The sequence below is a fragment of the Luteibacter pinisoli genome (assembly GCF_006385595.1).
Classification (GTDB): Bacteria; Pseudomonadota; Gammaproteobacteria; order Xanthomonadales; family Rhodanobacteraceae; genus Luteibacter; species Luteibacter pinisoli.
The window spans coordinates 3,465,436-3,487,873 of the sequence record NZ_CP041046.1 but is presented as its reverse complement, the minus strand read 5'-3'; the positions used below and the strand labels follow the sequence as shown (position 1 = coordinate 3,487,873).

The window sequence follows — 22,438 nt, the reverse complement described above, 5'->3', positions numbered from 1 at the left end:
CTAGCCGAGCCACCGGGCCAGTGCTTTCGCACCACCTTGCCCGAGCCAGCCCACCAAGCCGCCCGTGGCGGTTCCGGTGGCAGCCGCAACGACGCCAAGCGATTTCCACGTCGGCAACACGCATACGTGCTTGTCGAGCACATTGAGCTGCTGCTCGACGCGGGTGACCCGCGTGCCTAGCTCTTCGGTGGTTGCGGAAAGCGTTTCCACTTTCGCATCGACGACGGCAATCGCGACGTTCATAGTCCCCAGCTTTGCGTCGACGGCATCGAGCCGGGCGTCGGACGCCGCTGCCTTTGCATGAAGGTACTCCAGCGACTTGTTGATGCCGGACAGGTCCGCGCTCAGGCGTTTATCCATGTCGTGCGCGTGGCGTTCCATGCCTTGCATGCGGGTCTCCATGCCTTGCATGCGGGTCTCCATGCCCTGCATGCGGGTCTCCATGCCCTGCATCCGTTCCCCCAGCTCCTTCATCTGGTCACTCATCGTTCGCAACATTAATTCGATCATGGAGTCGGTCTCTGTAGTGTCTTGATCGCCGCCCGGGGCGTAGAGGCTCGCCGACGGCGACGTCATGAGAGCGTGGGACATCACGGTATGGTTTCCGTCGTTCATGGGTTGCCTTCCCGATGAGGTCAGCCGCCGAGTCGCGACGCGAGCGCATCGATATAGGGCTTCGCCAGGTATTGGATAGCCACCCACATGACGCCGATCACGGCGGCCGAGGCCACGGCGAACGTTCGCCAGAGGTCGGCTTTGGTAGGCATGTGGGCCACCTTCTCTTCGATGGCCGAGACCTTTGTAGCGATAGCGCCGAGATCGATCTCGAGGCGTCCGACCCGGACGGCCAGGTCGCGCAGGAATTCACCGGTCATGCGTGGAGCTCCGTGTCTGGTGTGTTGGCGTGAAAATGTGCCATGCCACCAGGGAGCATGTATGTAGGCGCGCACCGCTGCATTCGTGGGAGTGCACGCACAAAAACAAAGCCCACCGCGAGGGTGGGCTTTGTTAGGAATAGTGGTGGCTCGGGACGGAATCGAACCGCCGACACGGGGATTTTCAATCCCCTGCTCTACCAACTGAGCTACCGAGCCACGAGTGCCTGCAAGCGAACTTGCGGCCAGTGGAGCCGCGTATTAAATCGGGTGACGCGCCCGGCGTCAAGCCCTTTCATCCGGGGGCACGTAGCCGACGGGCTGTACGACCTCTCCGCCGAAGAAATACTTCTCCATCTCGCCGGAGAGGAAGCTGCGGGTCTTCGGATCCAGCGGCGACAGGCGCATCTCATTGATCAGCATGGTCTGGTGCGCCAGCCACTGGGCCCAGGCCTCCTTGGAGACGTGCTCATAGATGCGCTTGCCAAGCTCGCCGGGCCAGGGTGCGAAGTCGAGGCCTTCGGCGTCGCGACCGAGTTTTACGCAGGAAACCATGCGCGTCATGGGAGGATCTCCGGAAGATTGTCGAGCAACGTGCGTACCGGTGCCGGCAGGCCAAGGGTGGCCAGGTCGCCGGGGGCGCACCAGCGCCGGTCGGCGCGGTCGGACACGCGGTTGAGCGGGGCCGCATGGTCGAACAGGATGGGCGAAACGTCCAGCCGGTAATGGCTGAACACATGGGTAAAGGCCGGCAGGGCGTCGGGCTTGCCTACGCGGGCGAGGCCCGCCGCCGCCGCCGGCGCGCTATCGGCATCGCTCGCCTCGGGCAGGCTCCACAAGCCCGACCAGACGCCCACCGGGCCGCGCCGTTCGAGCAGGATGCGGCCCCTGGCGTCACGCAGCAACAGCATGGCCAGCGAACGCGTGGGAATTTTCTTTCCCGGCTTCGCGGTGGGCAGGGTCGCGGTCAAGCCATCGCGATGGGCAATGCAGGAAGCCGCCTGGGGGCAGAGCGTGCAGGCCGGCTTGCTACGCACGCACACCGTCGCGCCGAGGTCCATGATCGCCTGCGTGTAGTCCGCCGTGCGTTTCGCGGGCGTGTGCTCGTCGGCATGCACCCACAACCGCTTCTCGATCGCGCTCTCGCCCGGGAAGCCGGCGATCCCGTGATAGCGGGTCAGCACGCGCTTCACATTGCCGTCGAGAATCGGGAAACGCATGCCATGCGCCTGCGCAAGGATCGCCCCCGCCGTCGAACGGCCGATGCCGGGTAGCGCGGCCAGCGCATCGAGGTCGCGCGGAAGATTGCCCCCGTGGTGTTCCACGCACAGTTGCGCAGCACGATGGAGGAAGCGCGCCCTGCGGTAGTAGCCAAGCCCCGACCACAGGGCAAGCACCGTGTCTTCGTCAGCGTCGGCAAGTGCGCGCAGCGTCGGCAGGCGCTCGACGAAGCGCTGGAAGTAGCCGATGACGGTAACCACCTGCGTCTGCTGCAGCATGATTTCCGACAGCCACACGCGGTAAGCATCGCGCGGGTGCTGCCACGGGAGGTCCTTGCGCCCGTGGTGGTCAAACCAGCGGAGCAGTTCGTCGGCGAAACGGTTCACGGCGAAGCGCCAGCTGCGGAGGCCGCCGACGAGGGGACCGCCACGTTGGGCGTCGCCCGTACGCGCAGGCCCTTCACCTGCACGCCGCCGATATCCAGTGCCTGCACATCCGCGCTGCCAAGCAGCGGCGGCAATGTCGGCGCACCGCTGGCCTGCAGGGCAGCCCACCAGTCGGCAAGGGCGATCGGCGGCACGCGAAGGTCCGCGTGCCCGGCATCGCCGTCCAGCTTGAGCCCGATGTAGAGCGGGTCGTCCTGGTTGGCCGGGGTCACGTTAAGCACCATGTCGAACGGCGGCGACGCGGGGCGGTTGAGCTTGCCTGCCAGCGAGGCACCCATGTCGGCGGCACCGCGCCAGGTGGCGTTGCCGCGCAGGCTCGCGTCGAAGTGCGCGTCGGAGGCGACATCCAGGGAGACGTCCTCCAGGGTGAGCACGCCATCGCGCAGCGTCGGCAGCGTGGCGAGGACGATCTGATAGGGGCTACCGTCCGCGGTATTCGCAGCGAGCGAGAGCGAGAAGCGCCGCCCGCTGGCGAGGCGGCCCGCGTCCACTTCGACGTCCGAGAGGATCAGGCGGTTGCCGCGCAGCAGCGTGCCACGGGTGATGCGGAAGCCCGCGTCGATCGTGGGCAGCGTGGCCCCCTCGGTGGTCGAGCGCCGGGGCAGGGTATCGAGGTACGCGGAGACCGCATCCACGTCGATGCGCGCGCCTTCCACTTCCAGTCGGGAGATGCTGGTGTCACGGCCCATCAGGGTGCGCCACGGCAGCACGAGCTTGCCTCGCGCGGCGACGATCAGTGGCGTTCCACCATGGGGGCCGCGCACCGTCACCCCTTCCAGTTCCAGCCCCGGTTTGGGCCAGATCGTCGGCGTGGCGGGGCTGGCCAGCGAAAGCGACAGGCCGGCCGCACGGGCCTGCGCCTGCAGGAGCGAAGTAAAGCGGTCGGGCTGGAGGATGACGTACGTGGCGATGACCAGCGCGATGACCAGCGCGGTCACGAAGCCTCCGGCGGCCAGCAGGAAGGTGCGCCAACGTAACTTCATCGTGCCGGCGGCCGTCGCCGTCAGCCGCCGAGCGCGGCCGGCAGCAAGCCGTCCACGAACGCTTCGGCGTCGAAGACGCGAAGGTCGGTGGCGGTCTCGCCGAGGCCGACGTAGCGAATGGGGAGGCCAAACTCACGCGCCAGCGCAAACATCACGCCGCCCTTGGCCGTGCCATCCAGCTTCGTCACCACCAGCCCGGTCACGCCGGCCGTGTCACGGAACTGGCGCAGCTGGCTGATGGCGTTCTGGCCCGTGGTGCCGTCGATCACCATGAGCACCTCATGCGGCGCACCGGCATCGAGCTTCTTCATCACACGGCCGATCTTGCCCAGTTCGTCCATGAGGCCGCCCTGGGTGTGCAGGCGTCCGGCGGTGTCGGCAATCAGTACCTTCGTGCCGCGCGAGCGTGCCGCCTGCAGCGCATCGAAAATGACGCTGGCCGCGTCCGCGTCCTGGCCCTGGGACACCACGGGGACCTTGTTGCGATCGCCCCAGGTCTTGAGCTGCTCGACGGCCGCCGCACGGAAGGTATCGCCGGCCGCCAGCATGACGCTGCGGCCTTCGTCGCTGTAGCGGCGGGCCAGTTTGCCGATGGTCGTGGTCTTGCCCACGCCGTTGATACCCACGGTAAGGATGACAAACGGTGTCTGGGTGCTGACGTCGAGGGGTTTCTCCACCGGCTTCAGCAAGTCGATCAGTTCCTGGCGCAGTGCGGCCAGCAGGGCGCCCGCATCCGCGAACTCGCGTTTGTGCATGCGCTTGCGCAGGGCTTCCACGAGCTTCGTGCTGGCTTCCACGCCCACGTCGGCCGTGATCAGCGCGGTTTCCAGTTCGTCGAGCAGGTCGTCGTCCAGGCGCGCGTTGCGCACGAACAGCGAGGTGAGGCTCTTGGCGAAACCGCTGCCGGACAGGCGTTCGCGCCAGCTGCGCTTCACCGGCACCGCGGCCTGGGCCTCGGCGGCGATGGCGGCTTCCTCGGCCTCCGGCTCAACCTCGGGCAGGGCGGGCTCGGGCGCAGCGGTTTCGGCCAGGGCCTCGGCAAGGGCCGGCGTGCTATCGAGCGCGACCGGGTCCGCTACCGGTTCCACGCGCTCGTCGGCGGGCGGCGCGGCCGGGGTCGCCGCGGGTTCGGCAGGCTTCTTCTTCCAGAACTTGAGCATTGCGCAGGGGATTCAAAGACAATAGGCGAATGCTAGCACCCCCGCCCCCTCTGGCCGCTGAGCGATGAGCTCCACCGGCCATATCCGCATCATTGGCGGCTCCCTGCGCCAGTCACGCCTGGATGTCCCCGACATGCCGGGCCTCCGTCCCACGCCCGATCGCGTGCGCGAAACCCTGTTCAACTGGCTGCAGCCGGTGATCGGGGGTGCGCGTTGCCTGGATCTGTACGCTGGCACCGGGGCCCTTGGCATCGAGGCCCTGTCGCGTGGCGCGGCGGTGGTGACCTTCGTCGAGCGCGACCCGAAGCTTGGCGCCGCGCTGAAGGCGAACCTGGCCCGGCTGAAGGTCCAGGCCGCAGTGGTGGGCGATGATGCCGCGCGCTGGCTGAAGGCCGGCGGCAAGCCGTTCGACGTGGTGTTCATGGACCCGCCGTTCGCCGATCACCTGTGGGATGCCGCGGCGGCTGCGCTCGAGGCGCACGGCTGGCTGGCGCCCTCCGCGTGGATCTATGTGGAGGCACCGACGGGCGTGACGCCGGAGCTGCCGGAGGCATGGCAGTTGCATCGCCAGGGCCACGCCGGGGGGGTGACCTACACCCTCTATCGCCGCATCCCGGTTGATCCGCTAAGCTAGCCCGCGTTTTCCCCGACCCGTGCATCCATGACTCCTCCGCCGGTCAATCCGCGCCTCGCCGTCTACCCGGGTACCTTCGACCCGATTACGAACGGCCATGCCGACCTCGTCTCACGGGCGGCGCCGCTGTTCGACCGTATCGTCGTCGCGGTGGCCGAGAGCCGTAACAAAGGCCCGGGCTTCAGCCTGGGCGAGCGCATTGCGCTGGCGCGGCTGGCCCTGGCCGACCTGCCCAACGTGGAAGTGCGCGGCTTCGACAGCCTGCTGGCCAATTTCGTCACCGAAATCGGCGCGGGCGTCATCCTGCGTGGCTTGCGCGCCGTGTCGGATTTCGAATACGAATTCCAGCTGGCCAGCATGAACCGCCATCTCATCCCCGGGGTTGAGACGCTGTTCCTGACCCCGGCTGAGCAGTACAGCTTTATCTCCTCGTCGCTCGTGCGTGAAATCGGTCGCCTGGGTGGCGATATCTCCGGCTTCGTGCATCCCGCGGTGCAGCAGGCCATGCGCCAGCGCTGGCGCAATTCTTAAACCAAAGGTGATCATCATGCGTAAGTTCGTCCTCGCCGCGTCCGTGGCCCTGACCGCCGCCCTGGCCCTGTCCGCCTGCAACAAGTCCGAGGATGCCGACCAGGCCGCCTCGACCCAGGAAGCCACGGTGGCCAAGCCGACCAACCCGACCGACACCAAGGCGTGGAGCCAGTACTTCGGCCAGATCGTGCGGAAGAACATGCAGGGCATGACGGCTGACCGTCCGTTCCCGTACTTCGTGCCGGCTGGCGACGACCAGGCGGGCCAGGACGGCCGCGCGCGCCAGCTTGAAAACGTGCAGGGCACCGTTGCTCGCGGCGTTACCCCGGGCAATATGCTGGTGTTCGGCGGCCCCGAGTCCGCCAAGACGGCCGACCTGATGGTTGAGGCCTTCAAGGGCGCCAACGCCGGCTCGTTCAAGAACGTGATCATCCTGTTCATCGGCGACCAGGCCGACCAGCAGCGCGTGGGCGATGCCCTGGCCCCGACCGGTGCGACCTACCGCTTCGTGGCCATGTAATACCCACCGGCTACCGCTGGTACAGGAAAGGGCGCCGCGAGGCGCCCTTTCCGTATGCGCCGGCTCGAAACAGGCTAAAATCGGCGCATGTCCCTCCTGATCATCGATACCTGCGTCAACTGCGACGTCTGCGAGCCCGTGTGCCCGAACAAGGCCATCTCCCTGGGCGAGCAGTACTACGTCATCGATCCGGACCTGTGCACCGAGTGCGTGGGCCATTTCGATAACCCGCAGTGCGTCGAGGTGTGCCCGGTGGAATGCATCCCGCACGACCCCGACCACGTCGAGACCCACGACCAGCTCATGCGCAAGTACGAGCACCTGATGGCCAAGGCCGCCTCGTAAGACCTCGGCGCCCCGATCGGGTAACCTCATGGGTTGAGATCATCCCCATGAAGTGAGACCCCCATGGTCCATGTCCCATCGTGGCGCGTGCTCGCCGCGAGCCTGTTCCTTGTCGCCGGTTCCGGTGTGGTCGCTGCCGACCAGCGCCCGCTGCCCACCTCCCAGGCCGGCACCGTGCGTGGCCCCGGCCACGCGGCCATCGCCAGCGCCAACTACCTGGCGACGAACGCGGGCCTCGAAGTGCTGGCGAAGGGCGGTAACGCCTTCGACGCCGCGATCGCGGTGTCGTCCACGCTGGCGGTGGTCGAGCAGCAGAGCTCGGGCCTTGGCGGCGGCTTCATGGCCATGCTCCATGTGGCGAAGGACAACCGCGACGTCTTCATCGACGCGCGCGAAACCGCGCCGAAGGCCGTTGACATGAAGGTCTACCTCGGCAAGGACGGCAAGCCCAATCGCGACGTCTCCACGCACGGGCCGCTATCGGCCGGCATCCCGGGCGAGCCCGCCGGCCTGGCCTGGCTCGCGTCGCACTACGGCAAGCTGCCGCTGGCGCAGTCGCTCGCCCCGGCCATCCGCGTCGCCAGCGAGGGCTACCAGCCCGACGCCCGCTTCATCGGCACCATCGCCGAGAACCAGGACGTCCTGTCGCGCTACCCGTCGTCCGCCGCGGTGCTGCTGCCCGGCGGCAAGGTGCCCGCCCAGGGCTGGACGCTGAAGCAGCCGGACCTCGCAAAGACGCTGCAGCGCCTTGCCGGGAAGGGCGCCGAGGGCTTCTACAAGGGCGACACCGCGAAACTCCTCGTCGACGCCTCGCGCAAGGCCGGCGGTAACTGGAGCCAGGCCGACCTCGATGCCTACAAGGTGAAAGAGCGCGAGCCCCTGCGCATCGACTACAAGGGCTATCGCATCGTCACCGCGCCGCCGCCGTCATCCGGTGGCGTCGCGATTGCCGAAGTGCTCAACATCCTCGCTGGCTACGACCTGGGCAAGCTGGACGTCGCGCATGCCACGCATCTCACCATCGAGGCCATGCGCCGCGCGTTTCGCGACCACAACGAATACCTGGGCGACCCGGACTTCGTGAAGATGCCGCTGGACATGCTGCTCTCGCGCCACTACGCCGATGGCCTGCGTGCCACGATCTCGCCCGACAAGGCCACGCCGTCCGATCTTCTTCCCGCCGCCATGGCGTCGGAGCCGGGCATGCACACCACGCATTTCTCGGTGATCGATGCGGACGGCAACATGGTCGCCTCCACGCTTACCGTGAACCTCGAGTTCGGCTCGGGCTTCATCGCCGACGGCACCGGTGTGTTCCTCAATGATGAAATGGACGACTTCGCGCTCGTCCCGGGCCAGCCCAATGCGTTCGGCCTGCGTGGCGCCGAGGCCAACAAGCCGGAGCCGGGCAAGCGCATGCTGTCGTCCATGTCGCCGAGCTTCGTGTTCGGCGCCGACCGCACGGCGGTGATTGGTTCGCCGGGCGGCTCGACCATCATCACCCAGGTGCTCGAGGGCATCCTGGCCTTTATCGACGGCAAGGGCGCCAGCGCGATCACCGCGCAGAAGCGCTACCACCACCAGTACCTCCCGGACCGTGTCGATGTGGAGGACGGTGTGTTCGATGCCGCCACGACGAAGACGCTGACCGACATGGGTTACGCGCTGCATCCGCGCTCGCCGTGGGGCTTCATGAACGTCGTCACCTGGGATCACCGCAGCAACACGCTCGAGGCGGCCAGCGATCCGCGCCGGCCTTCGGGCCTCGGCAAGGTGCAGTAAGGTAACCGGCATGAAACTCTGGTCGCTCATCGGTAATTCGCAGAAGCTCGACGGCGGGGCCATGTTTGGCAATGCGCCCCGTGCGCTGTGGTCCCGCTGGATCCAGCCGGACGACGAGAACCGCATCCCCTTGGCGTGCCGCTGCCTGCTCGCCACGGACCTCGACGGCCGCAACGTGCTGTTCGAGACGGGTATCGGCGCGTTCTTCGATCCGGCGATGCGCGAGCGCTACGGCGTCGTCGAAGACCGCCATGTGCTCCTCGACTCGCTGGCCGAGGCGGGGCTCTCGCATGAAGACATCGATGCCGTCGTCCTCTCGCACCTGCATTTCGATCACGCCGGGGGCCTGCTGGCGCCGTGGGAAGAAGGCCAGCCCGCGCGGCTGCTGTTTCCCAACGCGCGCTTCCTCGTGGGCCGCGAGCACTACGAGCGCGCCCGCCATCCGCACCCGCGCGATCGCGCGTCGTTCATCCCGGAGATCATGGCGCTGCTCGACGCATCCGGCCGGCTTGAACTGATAGAACCGGGCAAGCCGTCGTCGCTCGGCGATGCGGTGCGCTTCGAGTTTTCGGAAGGCCATACGCCTGGCCTGATGCTGGCGGAAGTCGGCGGCGTCGCGTTCTGCGCGGACCTGATCCCGGGGCGTGCCTGGGTGCACCTGCCGGTCACGATGGGCTACGACCGCTGGCCGGAGAAGCTGATCGACGAGAAGAAGGCCTTCCTCGACGACAAGCTGGCGCGTGGCGTACGGCTGTTTTTCACGCACGACCACGATTGCGCCATGGCGTCGGTGGCTCAGGACGATAAAGGCCGCTACCACGCGGCCGATACCCATGCGACGCTGGTCGGGTGGGCACAGGGGGCTTGATGAGGTCGACGAAGACAAACGAGGGCAGTCGCCTGGCGCAGGGCGCAAAGCTGGCTGGCGCCGTGCTGCTGCTGTGCGGGCTGGGCCTGATTGCCTGGAACGAACGCCGGGTGATGGATTACACGGCCGCCCTGGCGCGCCACGGTGCGCCGGTGCTGGATCTCGGTGCCGCGGGGCGGCCGGGCGCCGGCCAGTACGGTTCGGTCACGCGCGTGAGCGGGATGCCGCAGGTGGTCGACGCACCGCACGACAACGAGTTCAACGTGCGCAGCGATTCCCCCGTGCTGATTCGCCACGTCGAGATGTTCCAGTGGCGCGAAATCACCGTAGGTGGCAATACCCACTACGAAATGGACTGGGTGGATCGACCGATCGACGCCACGAGCTTTGCCAAGCCGGCCGGCCACGTGAATCCGGGCGCCTTCCCCGTGCAGGGGCGGCAGTTCGAGGCGGGCGAAGTGAAGCTGGGTAACTTCCGGCTGTCCACGGAGATCGTGCGTGACTTCCCGGGCCGCGTGGCGGTGGCGGTGGACGGCAAGACGCTGCCGCCTAACCTGGCGGCCACCTTCACGGCACACGATGGCGTCCTGTTCACCAGCAGCAAGCCCGAGCGCCCGCGCCTGGGCGACCTGCGCGTGAGCTGGGAGGCCGTGCCCTTGCAGGACATGACCGTGCTGGCGCGGATCGACGGCGACGCCCTCGTCCCGGGCAAGCCGGCCCGGCCGGGCGATACGGGTTTTGACGTCCAGGTAGGCGAGCGCAGCCTCCTCGATGTACTACCCGCGCTGCCCGAGCCGCCGATGGCGCCGGTGGCCGTGCGCGCGGCGGCATATGTGCTGGCCATCCTGGGGGCGTTGCTGCTTGCCGCCGGCGGCCGCTTCGGCCGGGATATCCTCTTCGGCATCGGCATGGGCGTCGTCGCGGTGTCCGCGGTGGCTGGCGCCATGTGGCTGGCTGGCGACGCGATGGCCGCGAGCGTATGGTTGCTTTTCGCCGTCCTCGGGGGCGGTTTGGCCATCTGGCGCGTGCAGCAGCACGCCGCGCGCGCCTCCCACTGACACGCCAGGATTTCCCATGCGCATCACCGGCATTTACGCCGCCTTGCTTGCCCTGCTGATGATCGGACTCGCCGTCCGGGTGATGCTCTTGCGCAGGAACACAAGCATTGGCCTGGGTGACGGTGGCAACCGTGTGCTCGCCTGTGCGGTGCGCGCCCATGGCAACGCCATCGAGTACGTGCCGCTTGGCCTGATCCTGTTGCTCGTGCTTGAGCTCAACCAGACGCTGCCGCTGCTGTTGCACGTGTTCGGCATCGTGCTGGTCGTGGGCCGCATCGCCCACGCGCTGGGCCTGTCGTCCACGCCGGGCATGTCAGCCGGCCGCGCGGTAGGCGCGGCACTGACGCTGGTGGTCCTGGTGGCGATGGCGCTGATGTTGATCTGGCAATACGTGGTGATCCACGTCATTGCCCCCACGCTCACCTGACTTACGCGGCGGCGCTGCCGTCGGCGAAGGCGTAGACGTGATCGGCCCAGATGGTGGCTTCCAGGTAGAGCGCCGCCAGCTGGTGCACGTGCTCTTCGCGGAGGGCCGCATCGCTTTCCAGTTCGCCCTGTTCCCAGTGGCGCACCTGGTCGAGGATGGGGGCGAACGGGCCGGTGCCGTCCAGCAAGGCCTCGCGGATCTCGATGGCCAGCGGAAGGTGTTCCAGCACATAGGCCATCGACACGTTCATCAGCGCGTCGAGCAGTGAGAACAGGCCGGCCGTGAAGGCCATTTCCTGCAGCTCCGGCTTGATCCGGCGCGCGAGTTTTTCGCACATGTGTGCGCGAATCAGCGCCTGGCGCAGCAGCTCCGGCGGACGCTCATCCATGCCCGACATGGCCATGGTGAAGATCCAGTTGCGCATGCGGTTGACGCCGAAGAACACCGCCGCCTGTTCCACGGATTTCAGCTGGCGGGGCAGGGCGAAATACGCCGAGTTCACGCAGCCGAGCAGCTTGTAGCTGAGGATGGCGTCGTCGCGCACGATCTTGCCCAGTTCGACCGGGCCATTCTCCGGATCCTGGAGGGCACCCATCAGGCGCAGCACGCCCAGCTTGCTCGGCGAAAGGCGCGGCATGTCCACGCGCTCGGGGCGCAGCAGGTACTTGCCCTGGAAGCCGTCCACGTCCTGGTCGGCGTAGTCGGCAAAGACTTCGTGCGTATCGATGCCGGTCACGATGACCTTGACGCCGAACGCGTGGACGTAATCCATGTGCGCGCGTGCCGCGACCGGGTGGCGATGGCTCACCGCGACCTTGGCGAATTGCACGATGCGCAGCAGCGCGTCGACGCCGGCGCGGTGCGCGGGGTCGGCGGGCAGGTTGAAGTCTTCGAGCATCAGCAGGCAGCCGTGGCTCTTCAGCTCACGGAGCTTTTCCAGCAGTTGTTCGTCGCCGCCGATGTCGGCGCTGATGCTGGCGCCCAGGCGCGCGTTATGGCGCAGGATGTCCGCGTGCTCGAGCAGAAGTTCGCGGGACATGTGCAGGAAGGCGCGGTTATCGCGTACCAGGCGCTTCAGGCTGCCATCGGCGATGGCGCTCAGCGTGGCCTGGGTATGGGCCGTGGCGGCCGTGTCCACATCCACGCCCGCCTGGCGGGGAAAGAGCAGCTCGTAGGCGAACAGCGCCTGCTTCCGGTCAAGGACGGGAACACGGACGATCGGAAGGATGCCGTCGTCGTTCACCGCTGCCGCCTGGGGGGTCACTGCCATTGCTGTTCTTCTTGGGCTAAACGAGGGCGGGGAGGGTGTCTTGGTGGGTCAGACCTGCGCGAGTATGCCCGAGCGTAGCCTGACCTGGGTGCTGCCCCGCGGCCCGTACGTAGCGGCCGCGCCGCCGGTGGAATCGCCCGAAATCAACGCCAGTGCCTGGCGCACGTGGCCGATCCGCTGGCTGACGATGCGGCCGTTGGTTTCGTTGATCTGGCGGCACTCACCGATGCGCGAAAACGTCGGTGCCCAGCGTGGGTCGTTGGCGCTGTCGATATTGCCCGCGGCGCCCAGCTGGCGACGTTCGCTGTCCAGCCGGTCGATGCGGTCCAGCAGGCTGCCCTTGCTGCGGGTGATGGTCTGCAGCGCATCGCTGTTGGCCTGGTCGAGCGCCATGCGCTCGTCAATCAGGCAGGCGTGCAGCGCATCGACCTCACGGGCGAGGTCGCCCATCACGGCGCTGAGGGCGCTGTCGAAGTCGCGGCTGCCCGCATTCATGCCTTGCCACCCATCTGGGCTTCCATGGCCGCGAACTTGCTGGCGATGGCCTGGGCGTCCGGCTTGTAGGTGCCGTCGGCCAGCTTGGCGCGGATTTCATCCACGCGCTTGCTGTCGATGCCGTCCGAACGGCTGGCGGCGTCGAGCGCCTTGGCCGAATCGGTGATGTTTACGCTGTCGTCGGTCGTGCGCACGCTGGCAGCGCCACCGGCCTTGGCGGAACCGCCCGTGGCCTGGCTTTGCGAACGCAGCTGGACTGGCGGCTGCTGGGGCTGGATGCCCGGTTTGATCGTCGTCGTCATGGGTATATCCCTCGGAACGTGTGTCCCTCGAAGCCTGTATCGGCCTTCGGGGGCCAAACTTTAACTGCCCTTATCCGGCAAAGTGTGACCGGATGCATAGTTCTTTCATGGCAGGACGGCGACAGATCCCGGCCCGCTGACGACAGCGTCCAGGATCTTCCCTGAGGACGCATTGCGAACCTTGACCCTGGCACCGGTATCGCCGGCACCCATCGCCACGCCATCGGCGTGGATCACCACGCCGTCCACACTGGCCTCCATGCTGACGGCATCGCCCACGCGGACGGCCTGCCGGCCCGCGAGCATGCCCGGCGTCAGCACCGTGCCGGCATTGATCGGCCGCGCCAGGGCACGGCCGCCTACCTGGTCCAGCGCCGCCACGTAACCGTAGGCGAGGCTGGCGACGTCACGCTCCTCGAGGCGGACATCCGCCGCCCCGAGGCCGTCGCCGCGCGCCAGTGGCCGCGTGGTGACGAGGACATTCATGAACATTTTTACCCGCACGGGCACGCGGGCGGTCCAGCCACCCGGCACCGGGCAGTGGACCACCACGCTGACCCGCGCGCTGACCGGACGGTTGCCCGGCAACGAAACCTCGAGGGGTGCCGTGCACTCGGTCAGCCGCAGGCGGCTGTCCAGGGGATCGGCCTCGGCGACCATGCGCGCGTCGGGCAAGGTGCGGTGTTGCTCGAGCCAGCTCACCGCCGACGTGCGGATGGCCGCCAGCGACTGCTCCGCCGCCGCGGCGAGCGGGCAGGCGGCCAGGCTGGCCATCACGGCGGCAGTGGCAAGGCGACGGATCAAGCGGCGTGTACCGACAGGGCGACCGAAAGCCCCTGGGTGATCGTATCGATCTCTTTCAGCAGGCCCGCCACCATGTGGCTGGCGTCCGCGTGGCGGCCTTCGCCGAGCGTGATGGCGTACTGCGAGGCCTGCGTGGAGAAGCGCTCCGCGGCGGCCTGCACGGCATCCGCCGAGCCATCGGCGCGGCGCACGCGCAGCTGCGCGATGCAGCGCATGAGCGGGGTGGTATCCAGCCAGCGGCGGTCCAGCCCGGCCGGATCACGCGCTGCCAGTTCCACGGCAAAGCGCAGGCCCTGGCAGGCTTCGCGAATCATCTGGCTGAGGGTGGCCGCGTCGAGCGCGCCTTCGGTTTCGAGCTTGGCCAGGCCAAGGCGGTGCGCAAGCACGGTGGCGCGGGCGGCGGCGTCCGCCTGGCGGCGGGTTTCGTTGGCCACCCGGGCAAGCGATGCCTGGCCCGACTGCACGGTGGCAACCCGGCCCTGGAAGGCGGCGAGGCCCTGGCGGGCGGCATCGAGGCTGCCGCGCGCGCCGCGCACGGCGTCGTCGATGCGGCCCATGGCGGCCTGCATGCCAGCCACGCCGGCCTGGGTGGTATCGAGCCGGCGCAGGCTGCCCTGCACGGCTTCGTCGAGCTGGTGCGAGAACTCGCCAACGGTGTGGGTCACCTGGTCGATCTCGGCGGTGGCCTGGGTGGTCTTCTCGGCCAGCTGCTTGACCTCGTCGGCCACCACGGCGAAGCCACGCCCGGCTTCACCTGCGCGGGCGGCTTCGATCGCGGCGTTCAGGGCTACGAGGTTGGTCTGGTGGGCGATGTCCTGCACGGCCGCCGTCAGCTTGCGGATGGCGGTGAAATAGTCGGCGAACTGAGCGTGGTTCTTGCTCATCCCGCCCAGTGCGCTGCGCAACAGGCGCAGCTGGCCGTCGAGGTCGCCCGCGGTGGCGACACCCTGCGTGCCTACGTCGCCCATGGAGGCGACGCCGGTATGTGCCCGGTCCACCGCCGTCGAAATTCCGGCGCTGGCTTCCGTCAATCGACTGGCGGCTTCACGGCCGGCGTCGACGGTGGTGCCCAGTTCCTGCAGCGTGGCGCCCAGCGCCTGGGCGCTGGTCAGCGCCATGCCCTGCTGCTCGATCGCCTGGATGGTCGTGGCCGTCGCGGTACGCGGCTCGGCCTTGGGCGGCGTGAGCAGGGCGCCCAACGCGCTGGCGGCGGCCGGGTACTGTGCCGAAAGGGCGCGCACACGCGCCGCATCACCGCTAGCGGCGGCGTGGGCGAGGAGGCGGACGTGCTGGCTCCAGAGCAAGGTCATGTCGTGCGTACGCTCATCAATAAGGGTTGCCCCCACTACATCGGTCAGGGGCCTCGGGACTTGAGCCAAGCAATCGCCGTGCCATGGCCGAAGGTAAAGAACCGGGCCGGGCCGCCGATACCCGGGAAGACCCCACACGCAGTCCTTCGCACCATGGCCCGTCCGCTCCTCGATACCGTGGAAAGCTTTACCCGCCTGGCGGGCCACAACCGCGTGGCCATGCTGCTGTTCCGCCTGGGCGACAGGCAGGCCTTCGGCATCAACGTGTTCAAAGTGCGCGAGGTGCTGCGCCGCCCGCGCCTCGAGCGGATGCCGAGCATGCACGAGCTGGTCTCGGGCAGCTTCGACTACCGCGGGCAGACCATTCCGGTGGTCGACCTCGCTGCGGCCATGGGCTATCCGCCGCTGGCCAGCGTGGACACCGCGCACCTGATCGTCACCGAGTTCAGCCGCTCCGTGCAGGCCTTCCTGGTGTCCGACGTGGACCGCATCGTCCATGTGGATGGCGGGCAGATGGCCGCGCCGCCGCCGGCACTGGGCTACGGCGCCCGGGTGAACGCCGTGACCCGCCTGGACGGCGACCTCATGGCGGTGGTGGACGTGGAGCAGGTGCTGGCGTCGATCAATCCGCAGCAGGTGGAAATTTCCGACAAGCTCCAGCAGGCCGCCCACGGCCAGCACGGCGGCACTCGCCGCGTGCTCGTGGTCGACGATTCGCTGGTGGCCCGCACCCAGCTGGCCGACCTGTTCCGCAAGCTGGACCTGGAATGCCTGCTGGCAAAGGACGGCGCCGAGGGCCTGGAACTGCTGCAGAAGCTGGCCAGCGGCCCGGCTGCCGAGCGGGTGAACCTGGTGGTGTCCGATATCGAAATGCCCTCCATGGATGGCTACGCCCTGACCCGTGCGATCCGTGAAGACGCCCAGCTGCGCGGCCTGCGGGTGCTCTTGCACAGCTCGCTCAGCGGCGTGTTCAACGAAGCGATGGTGGCCCGCGTCGGCGCCGACCGCTTTATCGCCAAGTTCCAGCCGGAAGTGCTGGCCACGGCGGTGCTGGAGCTGCTTCCCGCCTGACGGCCAGCGCCGGTGTAACGTCGCCCTGGCACCCCGGGGCGGCGTCGGAAAACCGGCACCGCGCAACGCGGCCTCGGGAAAATACTCAACAAACGGCGCTGCGGCGCCGTTTCGCGTTTCAGGGCAGGGCGTGGCACGCCTCTTGCTGATCCCTTCGGGCCAAGACCCACGAGGGGGCCACGCCCATGATCGACAAACCGGATCCGCTGCTCGGCATGCACCCGCAGGCACTCAGCCTGTGGCAGCGCCGTGCGGAAATCATTTCGTCGAACCTTGCCAATGCGGACACCCCGGGCTTCCTCGCCCGGGACGTCGACTTCCGCAAGACGCTCACCGCCGCCACCGGCGCGGTGGACGGCGACCACCTGGCCATGGCCGCGACCGAGTCCGGCCATATCGGCGGCAACCCGGCGTACGCCCTGGCCGATGCCGACAAGCTCGCCTATCGCGTCGCCACCCAGCCGTCGATGGACGGCAACACGGTCGATACGCAGATCGAGCAGGCCCAGTTCGCCAGCAACGCCATCCACTACCAGGCGTCGCTGAGCTTCATCACCGCGCAGATCCACATGATGCGCACCGCCATCACCGGAGGCAGTTCATGAGCCTGCTCAGCATCTTCGACGTCGCCGGCTCCGGCATGGCGGCGCAGTCCGCACGACTCAATACCACCGCCAGCAACATGGCCAACGCCGACAGCGTGGCCAACAGCGAAGCGGGGGCGTACCGCGCCAAGCAGCCGATGTTCGCGTCGGTGCAGTCGCAGGTGAACGGCCAGATGGAAAACCAGGGTGTTCGCGCCCTCGGTGTCACGGAGAGCCAGGCCCCCGTGCAGTCGCGCTACGAGCCGGCCAATCCCATGGCCGACGCCGACGGCAACGTGTGGCAAAGCAACGTCAACCCGGTCGACGAGCTGGTCAACATGATCTCCGCGTCGCGCTCCTACCAGAACAACGTCGAAGTCATGAACAGCGCAAGGCAGCTCATGCAGAAGACGCTCGACCTCGGCAAATAAGGCCACGCCATGACCACCGTCAGCGGTACCAGCAGCACCAGCAATACGTCCGGCACGTCGACCGCCTCGCAGCTGCAGTCGCAGACGCTGGACCAGTCGGACTTCCTGAAACTCATGGTCACCCAGATGACCAACCAGGACCCGACCAAGCCGATGGACGCCAACGACATGGTGGCCCAGATGGCGCAGTTCTCCCAGGTGGCTGCCACGCAGCAGCTGCAGACCTCGTTCGACACGCTGTCGTCCAACCTCACCGGCGACCAGTTCGTCCGCGCGGCCTCGCTGGTCGGCACCGACGTGCTGATCCCGTCGTCCGCCGTGAAGCTGGCTGATGGTGGCAGTGTCGACGGCGCGGTGAACGTCCCGCAGTCCGGCACGTACGTCAACGTGACGGTGAAGGACAGCGCGGGCAACGTGGTTCGCACCATTCCCATGGGCCAGCCCGACGCCGGCCTCCAGCAGTTTTCCTGGGACGGCAAGTCCGACGACGGCACGCCGCTCGCCGCCGGCGTCTACCAGATCTCCGCCACCTCCGGAACGACGGCAGCAGACACGTTCGTGAAGGGCAAGGTGGAAGGCGTCGGTTCTTCCGGAACCGACGGTACGTACGTGCAGGTGGCCGGTTACGGCGGTGCCCTGCTCAGCCAGATCGCACAAATCCTGTAATCCCACCGAGGACACGCCTCCATGCCTTTCGATATCGCACTCAGCGGCATTAATGCCGCTTCCACGGACCTGGAAGTCACCGCCAATAACATCGCCAACACCAGCACGGTGGGCTTCAAGGGCTCGCGCGCCGAGTTCTCGCAGGTGTATTCGGTGGCCGGCCAGAACCTTTCCGCCACGGCCGCCGGCAGCGGCGTGCGCGTCACCAACATCGCCCAGCAGTTCAGCGACGGCAACACCACGCAGACCGGCAATTCGTACGACATGGCCATCAGCGGCACGGGGTTCTTCACCCTGCGCGACGGCTCGGGCTATTCGTACACCCGCGCGGGCAACTTTCATCCGGACGACAACAGCTTCATCGTGAACTCGACCGGCCAGCACCTCCAGGTGTATCCGCCGACCGCGTCGGGCGGCTACGACCAGAGCGCGCTGCAGGATCTCCAGCTCACCTCGGGCACCTCGGCCGCCAAGGCCAGCTCGGCCATCGGCATCACGGCCAACCTCTCGGCCAGTGCGGCGGCGCCGGCCAACGCCACGTTCGATCCGAAGGACGACACCTCGTACAACTCGATGTCCACGTTCCAGGCCTACGATTCCTTGGGCGCGGCGCATACCGTCAACGTTTACTACGCGAAGGACGCCACCGGTTCCAACACCTGGAACGCCTACATGACCGTGGACGGTACCCAGGTCGGTGGCGCCCAGCCGATGGCCTTCAGCAGCGGCGGCGCGATCACCACGCCCGCCAATACCAAGCTGAACTTCGGCGCGGTGTCGCCCAACCCGGGCGCCAATCCGATCAACCTCACGCTGGACATGAGCAAGGTCACCCAGTTTGGCGATGCCTCCTCGACCACGGCCACCACGAACGACGGCTACGCGGCCGGCAAGTTCTCGGCCATCGACGTCTCGTCCGAAGGCGTGGTATCGGCCAAGTACACCAACGGCGTGTCGATGCCGCTGGGCCAGGTGGCGCTGGCGACGTTCGCCAACCCGCAGGGCCTGCGCCAGCTGAATGACACCAACTGGGCCGCCTCGGCGGATTCGGGCCAGCCCGTGCGCGGCTCAGCCGGCTCCGGCGACATGGGTTCGATCCAGTCAGGCCAGCTCGAGGCCTCGAACACGGCCGACCTGACCGCCCAGCTGGTGAACATGATCAAGGCGCAGCGCAACTACCAGGCGAACGCCCAGGTCATCTCGACCGACAACCAGCTCACCCAGACGATCATCCAGATCCGCAACTAAGCGCCTGAAGGAAAGTCGCCATGGACCGTTCCGTATACATCGCCATGACCGGCGCCACGCAGACGATGCGGGCGCAGGCCGAAGTCGCGCACAACCTGGCCAACGCCAACACCACCGGCTTCAAGGCCGAGCTGTCGGCGTTCCAGAGCCTGCCCGTGCAAGGCGATGGTTTGCAGACGCGGATCAATGGCGTGGCCCAGGGCATCGGCTTCGATGCCACCCAGGGTAACCAGATGGCCACCGGCAACGATCTGGACATTGCCGTGCAAGGCAATGGCTGGATCGCCGTGCAGACGCCGGACGGCGCCGAAGGGTACACCCGCGCCGGCAACCTGCGCATCGACGCCGACGGTCTTTTGACGGACGCGCGCGGGAATGCCGTCATGGGTGGCGGCGGCCCGATCACGGTGCCGCAGGCATCCAGCGTGAAGATTGGCGGGGACGGCACCATTTCGGTGGTGCCGCTCGGCCAGGCGCCGAATACGCTCACCACCACCGACCGCATCAAGCTGGTGAACCCGGACAGCGACCAGCTGCAGGCGGGCAGCGACGGCCTGATGCACATGAAGGACGGCAGCCAGCCCGAAGCGGATGCCAACGTCCGCGTCGTCTCCGGCACGCTGGAATCCAGCAACGTCAACCCTTCCGACGTGCTCGTGAAGATGATTTCGCTCTCCCGCGAATACGAAATGCAGGTCCGATCGATCAAGTCGGCCGACGAAAACGCCCAGTCGGCATCGAAATTGCTACAGGTGGGGTAACCACCGCCGCGCGACGCAAAACCGTCGCGGCATAGCAGGCGCCAAGCGCGCAGGAGTCACAGATGTTCACGTCCCTCTGGATCGCCAAGACCGGCCTCGATGCGCAGCAGACGCGCATGGATGTCGTCTCGAACAACCTGGCCAACACGAACACCACGGGCTTCAAGCGCGCCCGCGCCGAGTTCGAAGACCTTGCCTACCAGAACCGCGGGCAGGCTGGCGCCCAGACCACCGAGCAGACCACCTCGCCGACCGGCCTGATGATCGGTACCGGTGTGCGCGTGGTCGGCACCCAGAAGATGTTCGAGCAGGGCGGTTCGCAGCAGACCGACAACCCGCTGGACGTCCGCATCGATGGCCGCGGCTTCCTCCAGGTCACCATGCCGGACGGTACCGTCGGCTACACGCGCGACGGTTCGCTCAAGCGCGACCAGGACGGCCAGGTCGTCACCAATGACGGTTACCCGATCGAACCGGCGATCAACATCCCGGCGAACGCCACGGCCGTCACCATCGGCACCGACGGCACGGTCAGCGTCACGACCCAGGGCTCGGCCGTCTCGCAGACGGTCGGCCAGATCCAGCTTGCCGACTTCGTCAATCCCGCGGGCCTGGAGCCGCGCGGCGACAACATGTACCTGGAGACCACCGCCAGCGGTACGCCGCAGACCGGCACGGCCGGCCTCAATGGCCTTGGCACGCTCCAGCAAAACGCCCTCGAATCGTCGAACGTCAACGTAGTCGAGGAAATGGTGAACATGATCGAAACCCAGCGCGCTTACGAGATGAACTCGAAAGCCGTCTCGGCCGCCGATCAGATGCTCCAGTTCATCACCCAGAAGACCTGAGACACGTCGTCATGAAGCATCCGTTTATCCGCCTTGCGCTTGCCGCGCTGCCGATCGCCACCCTCGCCGGTTGCGCCATCGTGCCGCCCACGCCGAAGCCCATGTACACCGCCACGCTGCCGGTGGCGCCGCCGTCGCAGCCGCAGGCCACCGGTTCCATCTACGCCGACCAGCAGTCGATGGAACTGTTTGCCGACCCGCGCGCGCATCGCGTCGGTGACATCCTCACCATCACGCTGGTGGAGAGCACGCAGGCCACCAAGAAGGCCGCGACCAGCACCAGCAAGAAGAACGGCAACAACATCACCGCGCCGTCGATCCTTGGCCATGGCCTGAAAGTGGGCGGCAACGTCGCCGATACCAGCCTTGCCAGCAACAACTCGTTCGCCGGTGACGGTTCCTCCAGCCAGAGCAATGCGCTCACCGGCGAGATCACGGTCACCGTGGCGCAGCGCCTCACCAACGGCGCGCTCATCGTGCAGGGCGAGAAGTGGCTGACGATCAACCAGGGTGAAGAACTGGTACGCATCTCCGGCATCGTCCGCCCGCAGGACATCGGCAACGACAACATCGTGCTGTCCAGCCGCGTGGCTGATGCGAAGATCGAATACGTCGGCAAGGGCACCCTGGCCGATTCGAACACGCGTGGCTGGCTGTCGCGCTTCTTCGATTCGAAGTGGATGCCGTTCTGATGAAGACCATCCTCCGCACCGCCGCCGCCGTGCTTGCGCTGTTCGCGCTCCTGCCGGCGCATGCCGACAAGATCCGCGACCTGGCCCAGGTCGGCGGCGTGCGCAGCAACCAGCTGGTGGGCTACGGCCTCGTCGTCGGCCTGGATGGCAGCGGCGACCAGACCAGCCAGGCCCCGTTCACCACGCAGAGCCTGGAAAACATGCTCCAGCAGTTCGGCGTGAACGTTCCCGCCAACGTGCGCCCGCAGCTGAAGAACGCTGCGGCCGTCACCATCACCGCCGAAATCCCGCCGTTCGCCAAGCCGGGCCAGCGCATCGACGTGACCGTGGCCTCGATCGGCAACGCCAAGAGCATCCGCGGTGGCGAACTGCTGATGTCGCCGCTGAAGGGTGCCGACGGCCAGATCTACGCCATTGCCCAGGGCAGCGTCATCGTCGGTGGCGTCAGCGCCCAGGGCAAGAGCGGTTCCAGCGTGCAGGTGAACATCTCTGCCAGCGGCCGCATCCCCGGTGGTGCCAGCATCGAGCGCAGCGTGAACACGTCCTTCGACAAGGGCGGCGACATCATGCTCAACCTCAACACCGCCGATTTCATGACGGCCAACCGCGTGGCCCAGGCCGTCAACCAGAACTTTGGCGCGGGTACGGCCAACGCCATCGATTCGGGCTCCATCGCCGTGCGCGCGCCGCTGGATCCCTCGCAGCGCGTGTCCTGGCTGGCGACTATCCAGGCCCTCGATGTCACCCCGGGGGACGCACCGGCCCGCGTCATCGTCAATTCGCGCACGGGCACCGTGGTGATCGGCTCCGACGTCAAGGTCGGCACCGCCGCCGTGGCCCACGGTTCCATCCAGGTCACCATCAGCGAGCAGCCGCAGGTGAGCCAGCCGGGTGCGTTCAGCCGTGGCCAGACGGCCGTCGTGCCGAGCAGCCAGGTGGCGGTCAGCGAGAACGGCGGCCACATGTTCAAGTTTGGCCCGGGCACCAGCCTCGATTCCATCGTGCGCGCGGTGAACCAGGTGGGCGCCTCGCCCAGCGACCTCATCTCCATTCTCCAGGCCCTGAAGGAATCCGGCGCGCTGCGCGCGGAACTGGTGGTGATCTGA

Annotated in this window: 28 protein-coding genes and 1 tRNA gene; 17 read left to right on the top strand and 12 right to left on the bottom strand. The window is 67.4% G+C overall.

Annotated elements, in window-relative coordinates:
• From FIV34_RS15900 to ftsY, 7 genes are all read right to left on the bottom strand, one after another.
• On the bottom strand, nucleotides 1-615 hold the full coding sequence (locus FIV34_RS15900) for a hypothetical protein (protein ID WP_139984467.1): 615 nt from the start codon (nucleotides 613-615) through the stop codon (nucleotides 1-3).
• 20 nt (nucleotides 616-635) lie between these two features.
• Complete coding sequence (locus FIV34_RS15895) at nucleotides 636-875, bottom strand: hypothetical protein (protein ID WP_139984464.1); 240 nt, start codon at nucleotides 873-875, stop codon at nucleotides 636-638.
• A 143-nt stretch (nucleotides 876-1,018) separates the two neighbouring features.
• A tRNA-Phe gene (locus tag FIV34_RS15890) sits at nucleotides 1,019-1,094 on the bottom strand.
• A gap of 66 nt (nucleotides 1,095-1,160) precedes the next feature.
• Entirely contained in the window at nucleotides 1,161-1,439 is a 279-nt protein-coding gene (locus tag FIV34_RS15885) for an oxidative damage protection protein (protein WP_139984462.1), read from the bottom strand.
• Nucleotides 1,436-2,482, bottom strand: coding sequence for an A/G-specific adenine glycosylase (gene mutY, locus FIV34_RS15880; protein ID WP_139984459.1), 1,047 nt, complete (start codon nucleotides 2,480-2,482; stop codon nucleotides 1,436-1,438). Before mutY ends, FIV34_RS15885 begins: the two co-directional genes overlap by 4 nt.
• Nucleotides 2,479-3,525: an AsmA family protein gene (locus FIV34_RS15875; RefSeq protein ID WP_139984457.1), complete on the bottom strand. Its 1,047-nt coding sequence runs from the start codon at nucleotides 3,523-3,525 to the stop codon at nucleotides 2,479-2,481. The genes mutY and FIV34_RS15875 overlap by 4 nt, the downstream gene beginning before the upstream one ends.
• 20 nt (nucleotides 3,526-3,545) lie before the next feature.
• Nucleotides 3,546-4,685 (bottom strand): signal recognition particle-docking protein FtsY, encoded by a 1,140-nt coding sequence (gene ftsY / locus FIV34_RS15870; RefSeq protein WP_139984455.1) that lies wholly within the window; start codon nucleotides 4,683-4,685, stop codon nucleotides 3,546-3,548.
• 64 nt (nucleotides 4,686-4,749) lie between these two features.
• Here ftsY and rsmD point away from each other — a divergent pair, with 64 nt between their 5' ends.
• The 8 genes from rsmD to FIV34_RS15830 all read left to right on the top strand — a co-directional run bounded on the left by rsmD (nucleotide 4,750) and on the right by FIV34_RS15830 (nucleotide 10,850).
• The gene (rsmD, locus tag FIV34_RS15865; protein WP_139984453.1) at nucleotides 4,750-5,319 is read left to right on the top strand and encodes a 16S rRNA (guanine(966)-N(2))-methyltransferase RsmD; all 570 of its coding nucleotides are present in this window, start codon (nucleotides 4,750-4,752) and stop codon (nucleotides 5,317-5,319) included.
• A 27-nt stretch (nucleotides 5,320-5,346) separates the two neighbouring features.
• Nucleotides 5,347-5,850 (top strand): pantetheine-phosphate adenylyltransferase, encoded by a 504-nt coding sequence (gene coaD / locus FIV34_RS15860; protein ID WP_139984451.1) that lies wholly within the window; start codon nucleotides 5,347-5,349, stop codon nucleotides 5,848-5,850.
• Between the two features lie 16 nt (nucleotides 5,851-5,866).
• Nucleotides 5,867-6,370: a hypothetical protein gene (locus tag FIV34_RS15855; protein ID WP_139984449.1), complete on the top strand. Its 504-nt coding sequence runs from the start codon at nucleotides 5,867-5,869 to the stop codon at nucleotides 6,368-6,370.
• A gap of 87 nt (nucleotides 6,371-6,457) precedes the next feature.
• On the top strand, nucleotides 6,458-6,715 hold the full coding sequence (locus tag FIV34_RS15850) for a YfhL family 4Fe-4S dicluster ferredoxin (protein ID WP_139984447.1): 258 nt from the start codon (nucleotides 6,458-6,460) through the stop codon (nucleotides 6,713-6,715).
• 63 nt (nucleotides 6,716-6,778) lie between these two features.
• Nucleotides 6,779-8,497: a gamma-glutamyltransferase gene (gene ggt, locus FIV34_RS15845; RefSeq protein WP_139984444.1), complete on the top strand. Its 1,719-nt coding sequence runs from the start codon at nucleotides 6,779-6,781 to the stop codon at nucleotides 8,495-8,497.
• A 10-nt stretch (nucleotides 8,498-8,507) separates the two neighbouring features.
• Nucleotides 8,508-9,365, top strand: coding sequence for an MBL fold metallo-hydrolase (locus FIV34_RS15840; protein ID WP_139984443.1), 858 nt, complete (start codon nucleotides 8,508-8,510; stop codon nucleotides 9,363-9,365).
• A complete protein-coding gene (locus tag FIV34_RS15835; protein WP_139984441.1) occupies nucleotides 9,365-10,423 on the top strand; it encodes a TMEM43 family protein in 1,059 nt (352 codons plus the stop codon). Before FIV34_RS15840 ends, FIV34_RS15835 begins: the two co-directional genes overlap by 1 nt.
• A gap of 16 nt (nucleotides 10,424-10,439) precedes the next feature.
• Entirely contained in the window at nucleotides 10,440-10,850 is a 411-nt protein-coding gene (locus tag FIV34_RS15830) for an MAPEG family protein (protein ID WP_139984439.1), read from the top strand.
• Between the two features lies 1 nt (nucleotide 10,851).
• On the opposite strand, the gene FIV34_RS15825 is transcribed toward FIV34_RS15830, so the two are convergent.
• The 5 genes from FIV34_RS15825 to FIV34_RS21560 all read right to left on the bottom strand — a co-directional run bounded on the left by FIV34_RS15825 (nucleotide 10,852) and on the right by FIV34_RS21560 (nucleotide 15,031).
• Nucleotides 10,852-12,120 (bottom strand): EAL and HDOD domain-containing protein, encoded by a 1,269-nt coding sequence (locus FIV34_RS15825; protein WP_139984437.1) that lies wholly within the window; start codon nucleotides 12,118-12,120, stop codon nucleotides 10,852-10,854.
• Nucleotides 12,121-12,168: 48 nt separating this feature from the next.
• Complete coding sequence (locus FIV34_RS15820; protein WP_139984435.1) at nucleotides 12,169-12,615, bottom strand: flagella synthesis protein FlgN; 447 nt, start codon at nucleotides 12,613-12,615, stop codon at nucleotides 12,169-12,171.
• Nucleotides 12,612-12,917 carry a flagellar biosynthesis anti-sigma factor FlgM gene (gene flgM, locus FIV34_RS15815; RefSeq protein WP_139984432.1) on the bottom strand — a complete coding sequence of 102 codons (306 nt, stop codon included), beginning with the start codon at nucleotides 12,915-12,917 and terminating at the stop codon, nucleotides 12,612-12,614. Before flgM ends, FIV34_RS15820 begins: the two co-directional genes overlap by 4 nt.
• A gap of 105 nt (nucleotides 12,918-13,022) precedes the next feature.
• Nucleotides 13,023-13,721: a flagellar basal body P-ring formation chaperone FlgA gene (flgA, locus tag FIV34_RS15810; RefSeq protein ID WP_246058647.1), complete on the bottom strand. Its 699-nt coding sequence runs from the start codon at nucleotides 13,719-13,721 to the stop codon at nucleotides 13,023-13,025.
• Entirely contained in the window at nucleotides 13,718-15,031 is a 1,314-nt protein-coding gene (locus FIV34_RS21560) for a methyl-accepting chemotaxis protein (RefSeq protein WP_211352646.1), read from the bottom strand. Before FIV34_RS21560 ends, flgA begins: the two co-directional genes overlap by 4 nt.
• 153 nt (nucleotides 15,032-15,184) lie before the next feature.
• On the opposite strand from FIV34_RS21560, the gene FIV34_RS15800 reads away from it, so the two are divergent.
• From FIV34_RS15800 to FIV34_RS15760, 9 genes are all read left to right on the top strand, one after another.
• Nucleotides 15,185-16,102, top strand: a complete 918-nt coding sequence (locus FIV34_RS15800; RefSeq protein ID WP_139984428.1) for a chemotaxis protein — start codon at nucleotides 15,185-15,187, stop codon at nucleotides 16,100-16,102.
• Nucleotides 16,103-16,287: 185 nt separating this feature from the next.
• Nucleotides 16,288-16,707 carry a flagellar basal body rod protein FlgB gene (flgB, locus tag FIV34_RS15795; protein ID WP_139984426.1) on the top strand — a complete coding sequence of 140 codons (420 nt, stop codon included), beginning with the start codon at nucleotides 16,288-16,290 and terminating at the stop codon, nucleotides 16,705-16,707.
• A complete protein-coding gene (flgC, locus tag FIV34_RS15790; protein WP_139984424.1) occupies nucleotides 16,704-17,117 on the top strand; it encodes a flagellar basal body rod protein FlgC in 414 nt (137 codons plus the stop codon). The genes flgB and flgC overlap by 4 nt, the downstream gene beginning before the upstream one ends.
• Nucleotides 17,118-17,126: 9 nt before the next feature.
• Nucleotides 17,127-17,783 (top strand): flagellar hook assembly protein FlgD, encoded by a 657-nt coding sequence (locus tag FIV34_RS15785; protein ID WP_139984422.1) that lies wholly within the window; start codon nucleotides 17,127-17,129, stop codon nucleotides 17,781-17,783.
• Between the two features lie 21 nt (nucleotides 17,784-17,804).
• On the top strand, nucleotides 17,805-19,031 hold the full coding sequence (gene flgE, locus FIV34_RS15780) for a flagellar hook protein FlgE (RefSeq protein ID WP_139984419.1): 1,227 nt from the start codon (nucleotides 17,805-17,807) through the stop codon (nucleotides 19,029-19,031).
• Between the two features lie 20 nt (nucleotides 19,032-19,051).
• Nucleotides 19,052-19,792 carry a flagellar basal-body rod protein FlgF gene (gene flgF, locus FIV34_RS15775; protein WP_139984417.1) on the top strand — a complete coding sequence of 247 codons (741 nt, stop codon included), beginning with the start codon at nucleotides 19,052-19,054 and terminating at the stop codon, nucleotides 19,790-19,792.
• 62 nt (nucleotides 19,793-19,854) lie between these two features.
• Nucleotides 19,855-20,640 carry a flagellar basal-body rod protein FlgG gene (flgG, locus tag FIV34_RS15770; protein WP_139984415.1) on the top strand — a complete coding sequence of 262 codons (786 nt, stop codon included), beginning with the start codon at nucleotides 19,855-19,857 and terminating at the stop codon, nucleotides 20,638-20,640.
• 11 nt (nucleotides 20,641-20,651) lie between these two features.
• Complete coding sequence (gene flgH, locus FIV34_RS15765) at nucleotides 20,652-21,332, top strand: flagellar basal body L-ring protein FlgH (RefSeq protein ID WP_139984413.1); 681 nt, start codon at nucleotides 20,652-20,654, stop codon at nucleotides 21,330-21,332.
• On the top strand, nucleotides 21,332-22,438 hold the full coding sequence (locus FIV34_RS15760) for a flagellar basal body P-ring protein FlgI (RefSeq protein WP_139984411.1): 1,107 nt from the start codon (nucleotides 21,332-21,334) through the stop codon (nucleotides 22,436-22,438). Before flgH ends, FIV34_RS15760 begins: the two co-directional genes overlap by 1 nt.

Bases quoted from the DNA above. Each gene is read 5' to 3' on its own strand.
- FIV34_RS15900 (WP_139984467.1), bottom strand. From the start codon at position 615: ATGAACGACGGAAACCATACCGTGATGTCCCACGCTCTCATGACGTCG.
- FIV34_RS15895 (WP_139984464.1), bottom strand. From the start codon at position 875: ATGACCGGTGAATTCCTGCGCGACCTGGCCGTCCGGGTCGGACGCCTC.
- FIV34_RS15885 (WP_139984462.1), bottom strand. From the start codon at position 1,439: ATGACGCGCATGGTTTCCTGCGTAAAACTCGGTCGCGACGCCGAAGGC.
- FIV34_RS15875 (WP_139984457.1), bottom strand. From the start codon at position 3,525: ATGAAGTTACGTTGGCGCACCTTCCTGCTGGCCGCCGGAGGCTTCGTG.
- ftsY (WP_139984455.1), bottom strand. From the start codon at position 4,685: ATGCTCAAGTTCTGGAAGAAGAAGCCTGCCGAACCCGCGGCGACCCCG.
- rsmD (WP_139984453.1), top strand. From the start codon at position 4,750: ATGAGCTCCACCGGCCATATCCGCATCATTGGCGGCTCCCTGCGCCAG.
- coaD (WP_139984451.1), top strand. From the start codon at position 5,347: ATGACTCCTCCGCCGGTCAATCCGCGCCTCGCCGTCTACCCGGGTACC.
- FIV34_RS15855 (WP_139984449.1), top strand. From the start codon at position 5,867: ATGCGTAAGTTCGTCCTCGCCGCGTCCGTGGCCCTGACCGCCGCCCTG.
- FIV34_RS15850 (WP_139984447.1), top strand. From the start codon at position 6,458: ATGTCCCTCCTGATCATCGATACCTGCGTCAACTGCGACGTCTGCGAG.
- ggt (WP_139984444.1), top strand. From the start codon at position 6,779: ATGGTCCATGTCCCATCGTGGCGCGTGCTCGCCGCGAGCCTGTTCCTT.
- FIV34_RS15840 (WP_139984443.1), top strand. From the start codon at position 8,508: ATGAAACTCTGGTCGCTCATCGGTAATTCGCAGAAGCTCGACGGCGGG.
- FIV34_RS15835 (WP_139984441.1), top strand. From the start codon at position 9,365: ATGAGGTCGACGAAGACAAACGAGGGCAGTCGCCTGGCGCAGGGCGCA.
- FIV34_RS15830 (WP_139984439.1), top strand. From the start codon at position 10,440: ATGCGCATCACCGGCATTTACGCCGCCTTGCTTGCCCTGCTGATGATC.
- FIV34_RS15825 (WP_139984437.1), bottom strand. From the start codon at position 12,120: ATGGCAGTGACCCCCCAGGCGGCAGCGGTGAACGACGACGGCATCCTT.
- FIV34_RS15820 (WP_139984435.1), bottom strand. From the start codon at position 12,615: ATGAATGCGGGCAGCCGCGACTTCGACAGCGCCCTCAGCGCCGTGATG.
- flgM (WP_139984432.1), bottom strand. From the start codon at position 12,917: ATGACGACGACGATCAAACCGGGCATCCAGCCCCAGCAGCCGCCAGTC.
- FIV34_RS21560 (WP_211352646.1), bottom strand. From the start codon at position 15,031: ATGACCTTGCTCTGGAGCCAGCACGTCCGCCTCCTCGCCCACGCCGCC.
- FIV34_RS15800 (WP_139984428.1), top strand. From the start codon at position 15,185: ATGGCCCGTCCGCTCCTCGATACCGTGGAAAGCTTTACCCGCCTGGCG.
- flgB (WP_139984426.1), top strand. From the start codon at position 16,288: ATGATCGACAAACCGGATCCGCTGCTCGGCATGCACCCGCAGGCACTC.
- flgC (WP_139984424.1), top strand. From the start codon at position 16,704: ATGAGCCTGCTCAGCATCTTCGACGTCGCCGGCTCCGGCATGGCGGCG.
- FIV34_RS15785 (WP_139984422.1), top strand. From the start codon at position 17,127: ATGACCACCGTCAGCGGTACCAGCAGCACCAGCAATACGTCCGGCACG.
- flgE (WP_139984419.1), top strand. From the start codon at position 17,805: ATGCCTTTCGATATCGCACTCAGCGGCATTAATGCCGCTTCCACGGAC.
- flgF (WP_139984417.1), top strand. From the start codon at position 19,052: ATGGACCGTTCCGTATACATCGCCATGACCGGCGCCACGCAGACGATG.
- flgG (WP_139984415.1), top strand. From the start codon at position 19,855: ATGTTCACGTCCCTCTGGATCGCCAAGACCGGCCTCGATGCGCAGCAG.
- flgH (WP_139984413.1), top strand. From the start codon at position 20,652: ATGAAGCATCCGTTTATCCGCCTTGCGCTTGCCGCGCTGCCGATCGCC.
- FIV34_RS15760 (WP_139984411.1), top strand. From the start codon at position 21,332: ATGAAGACCATCCTCCGCACCGCCGCCGCCGTGCTTGCGCTGTTCGCG.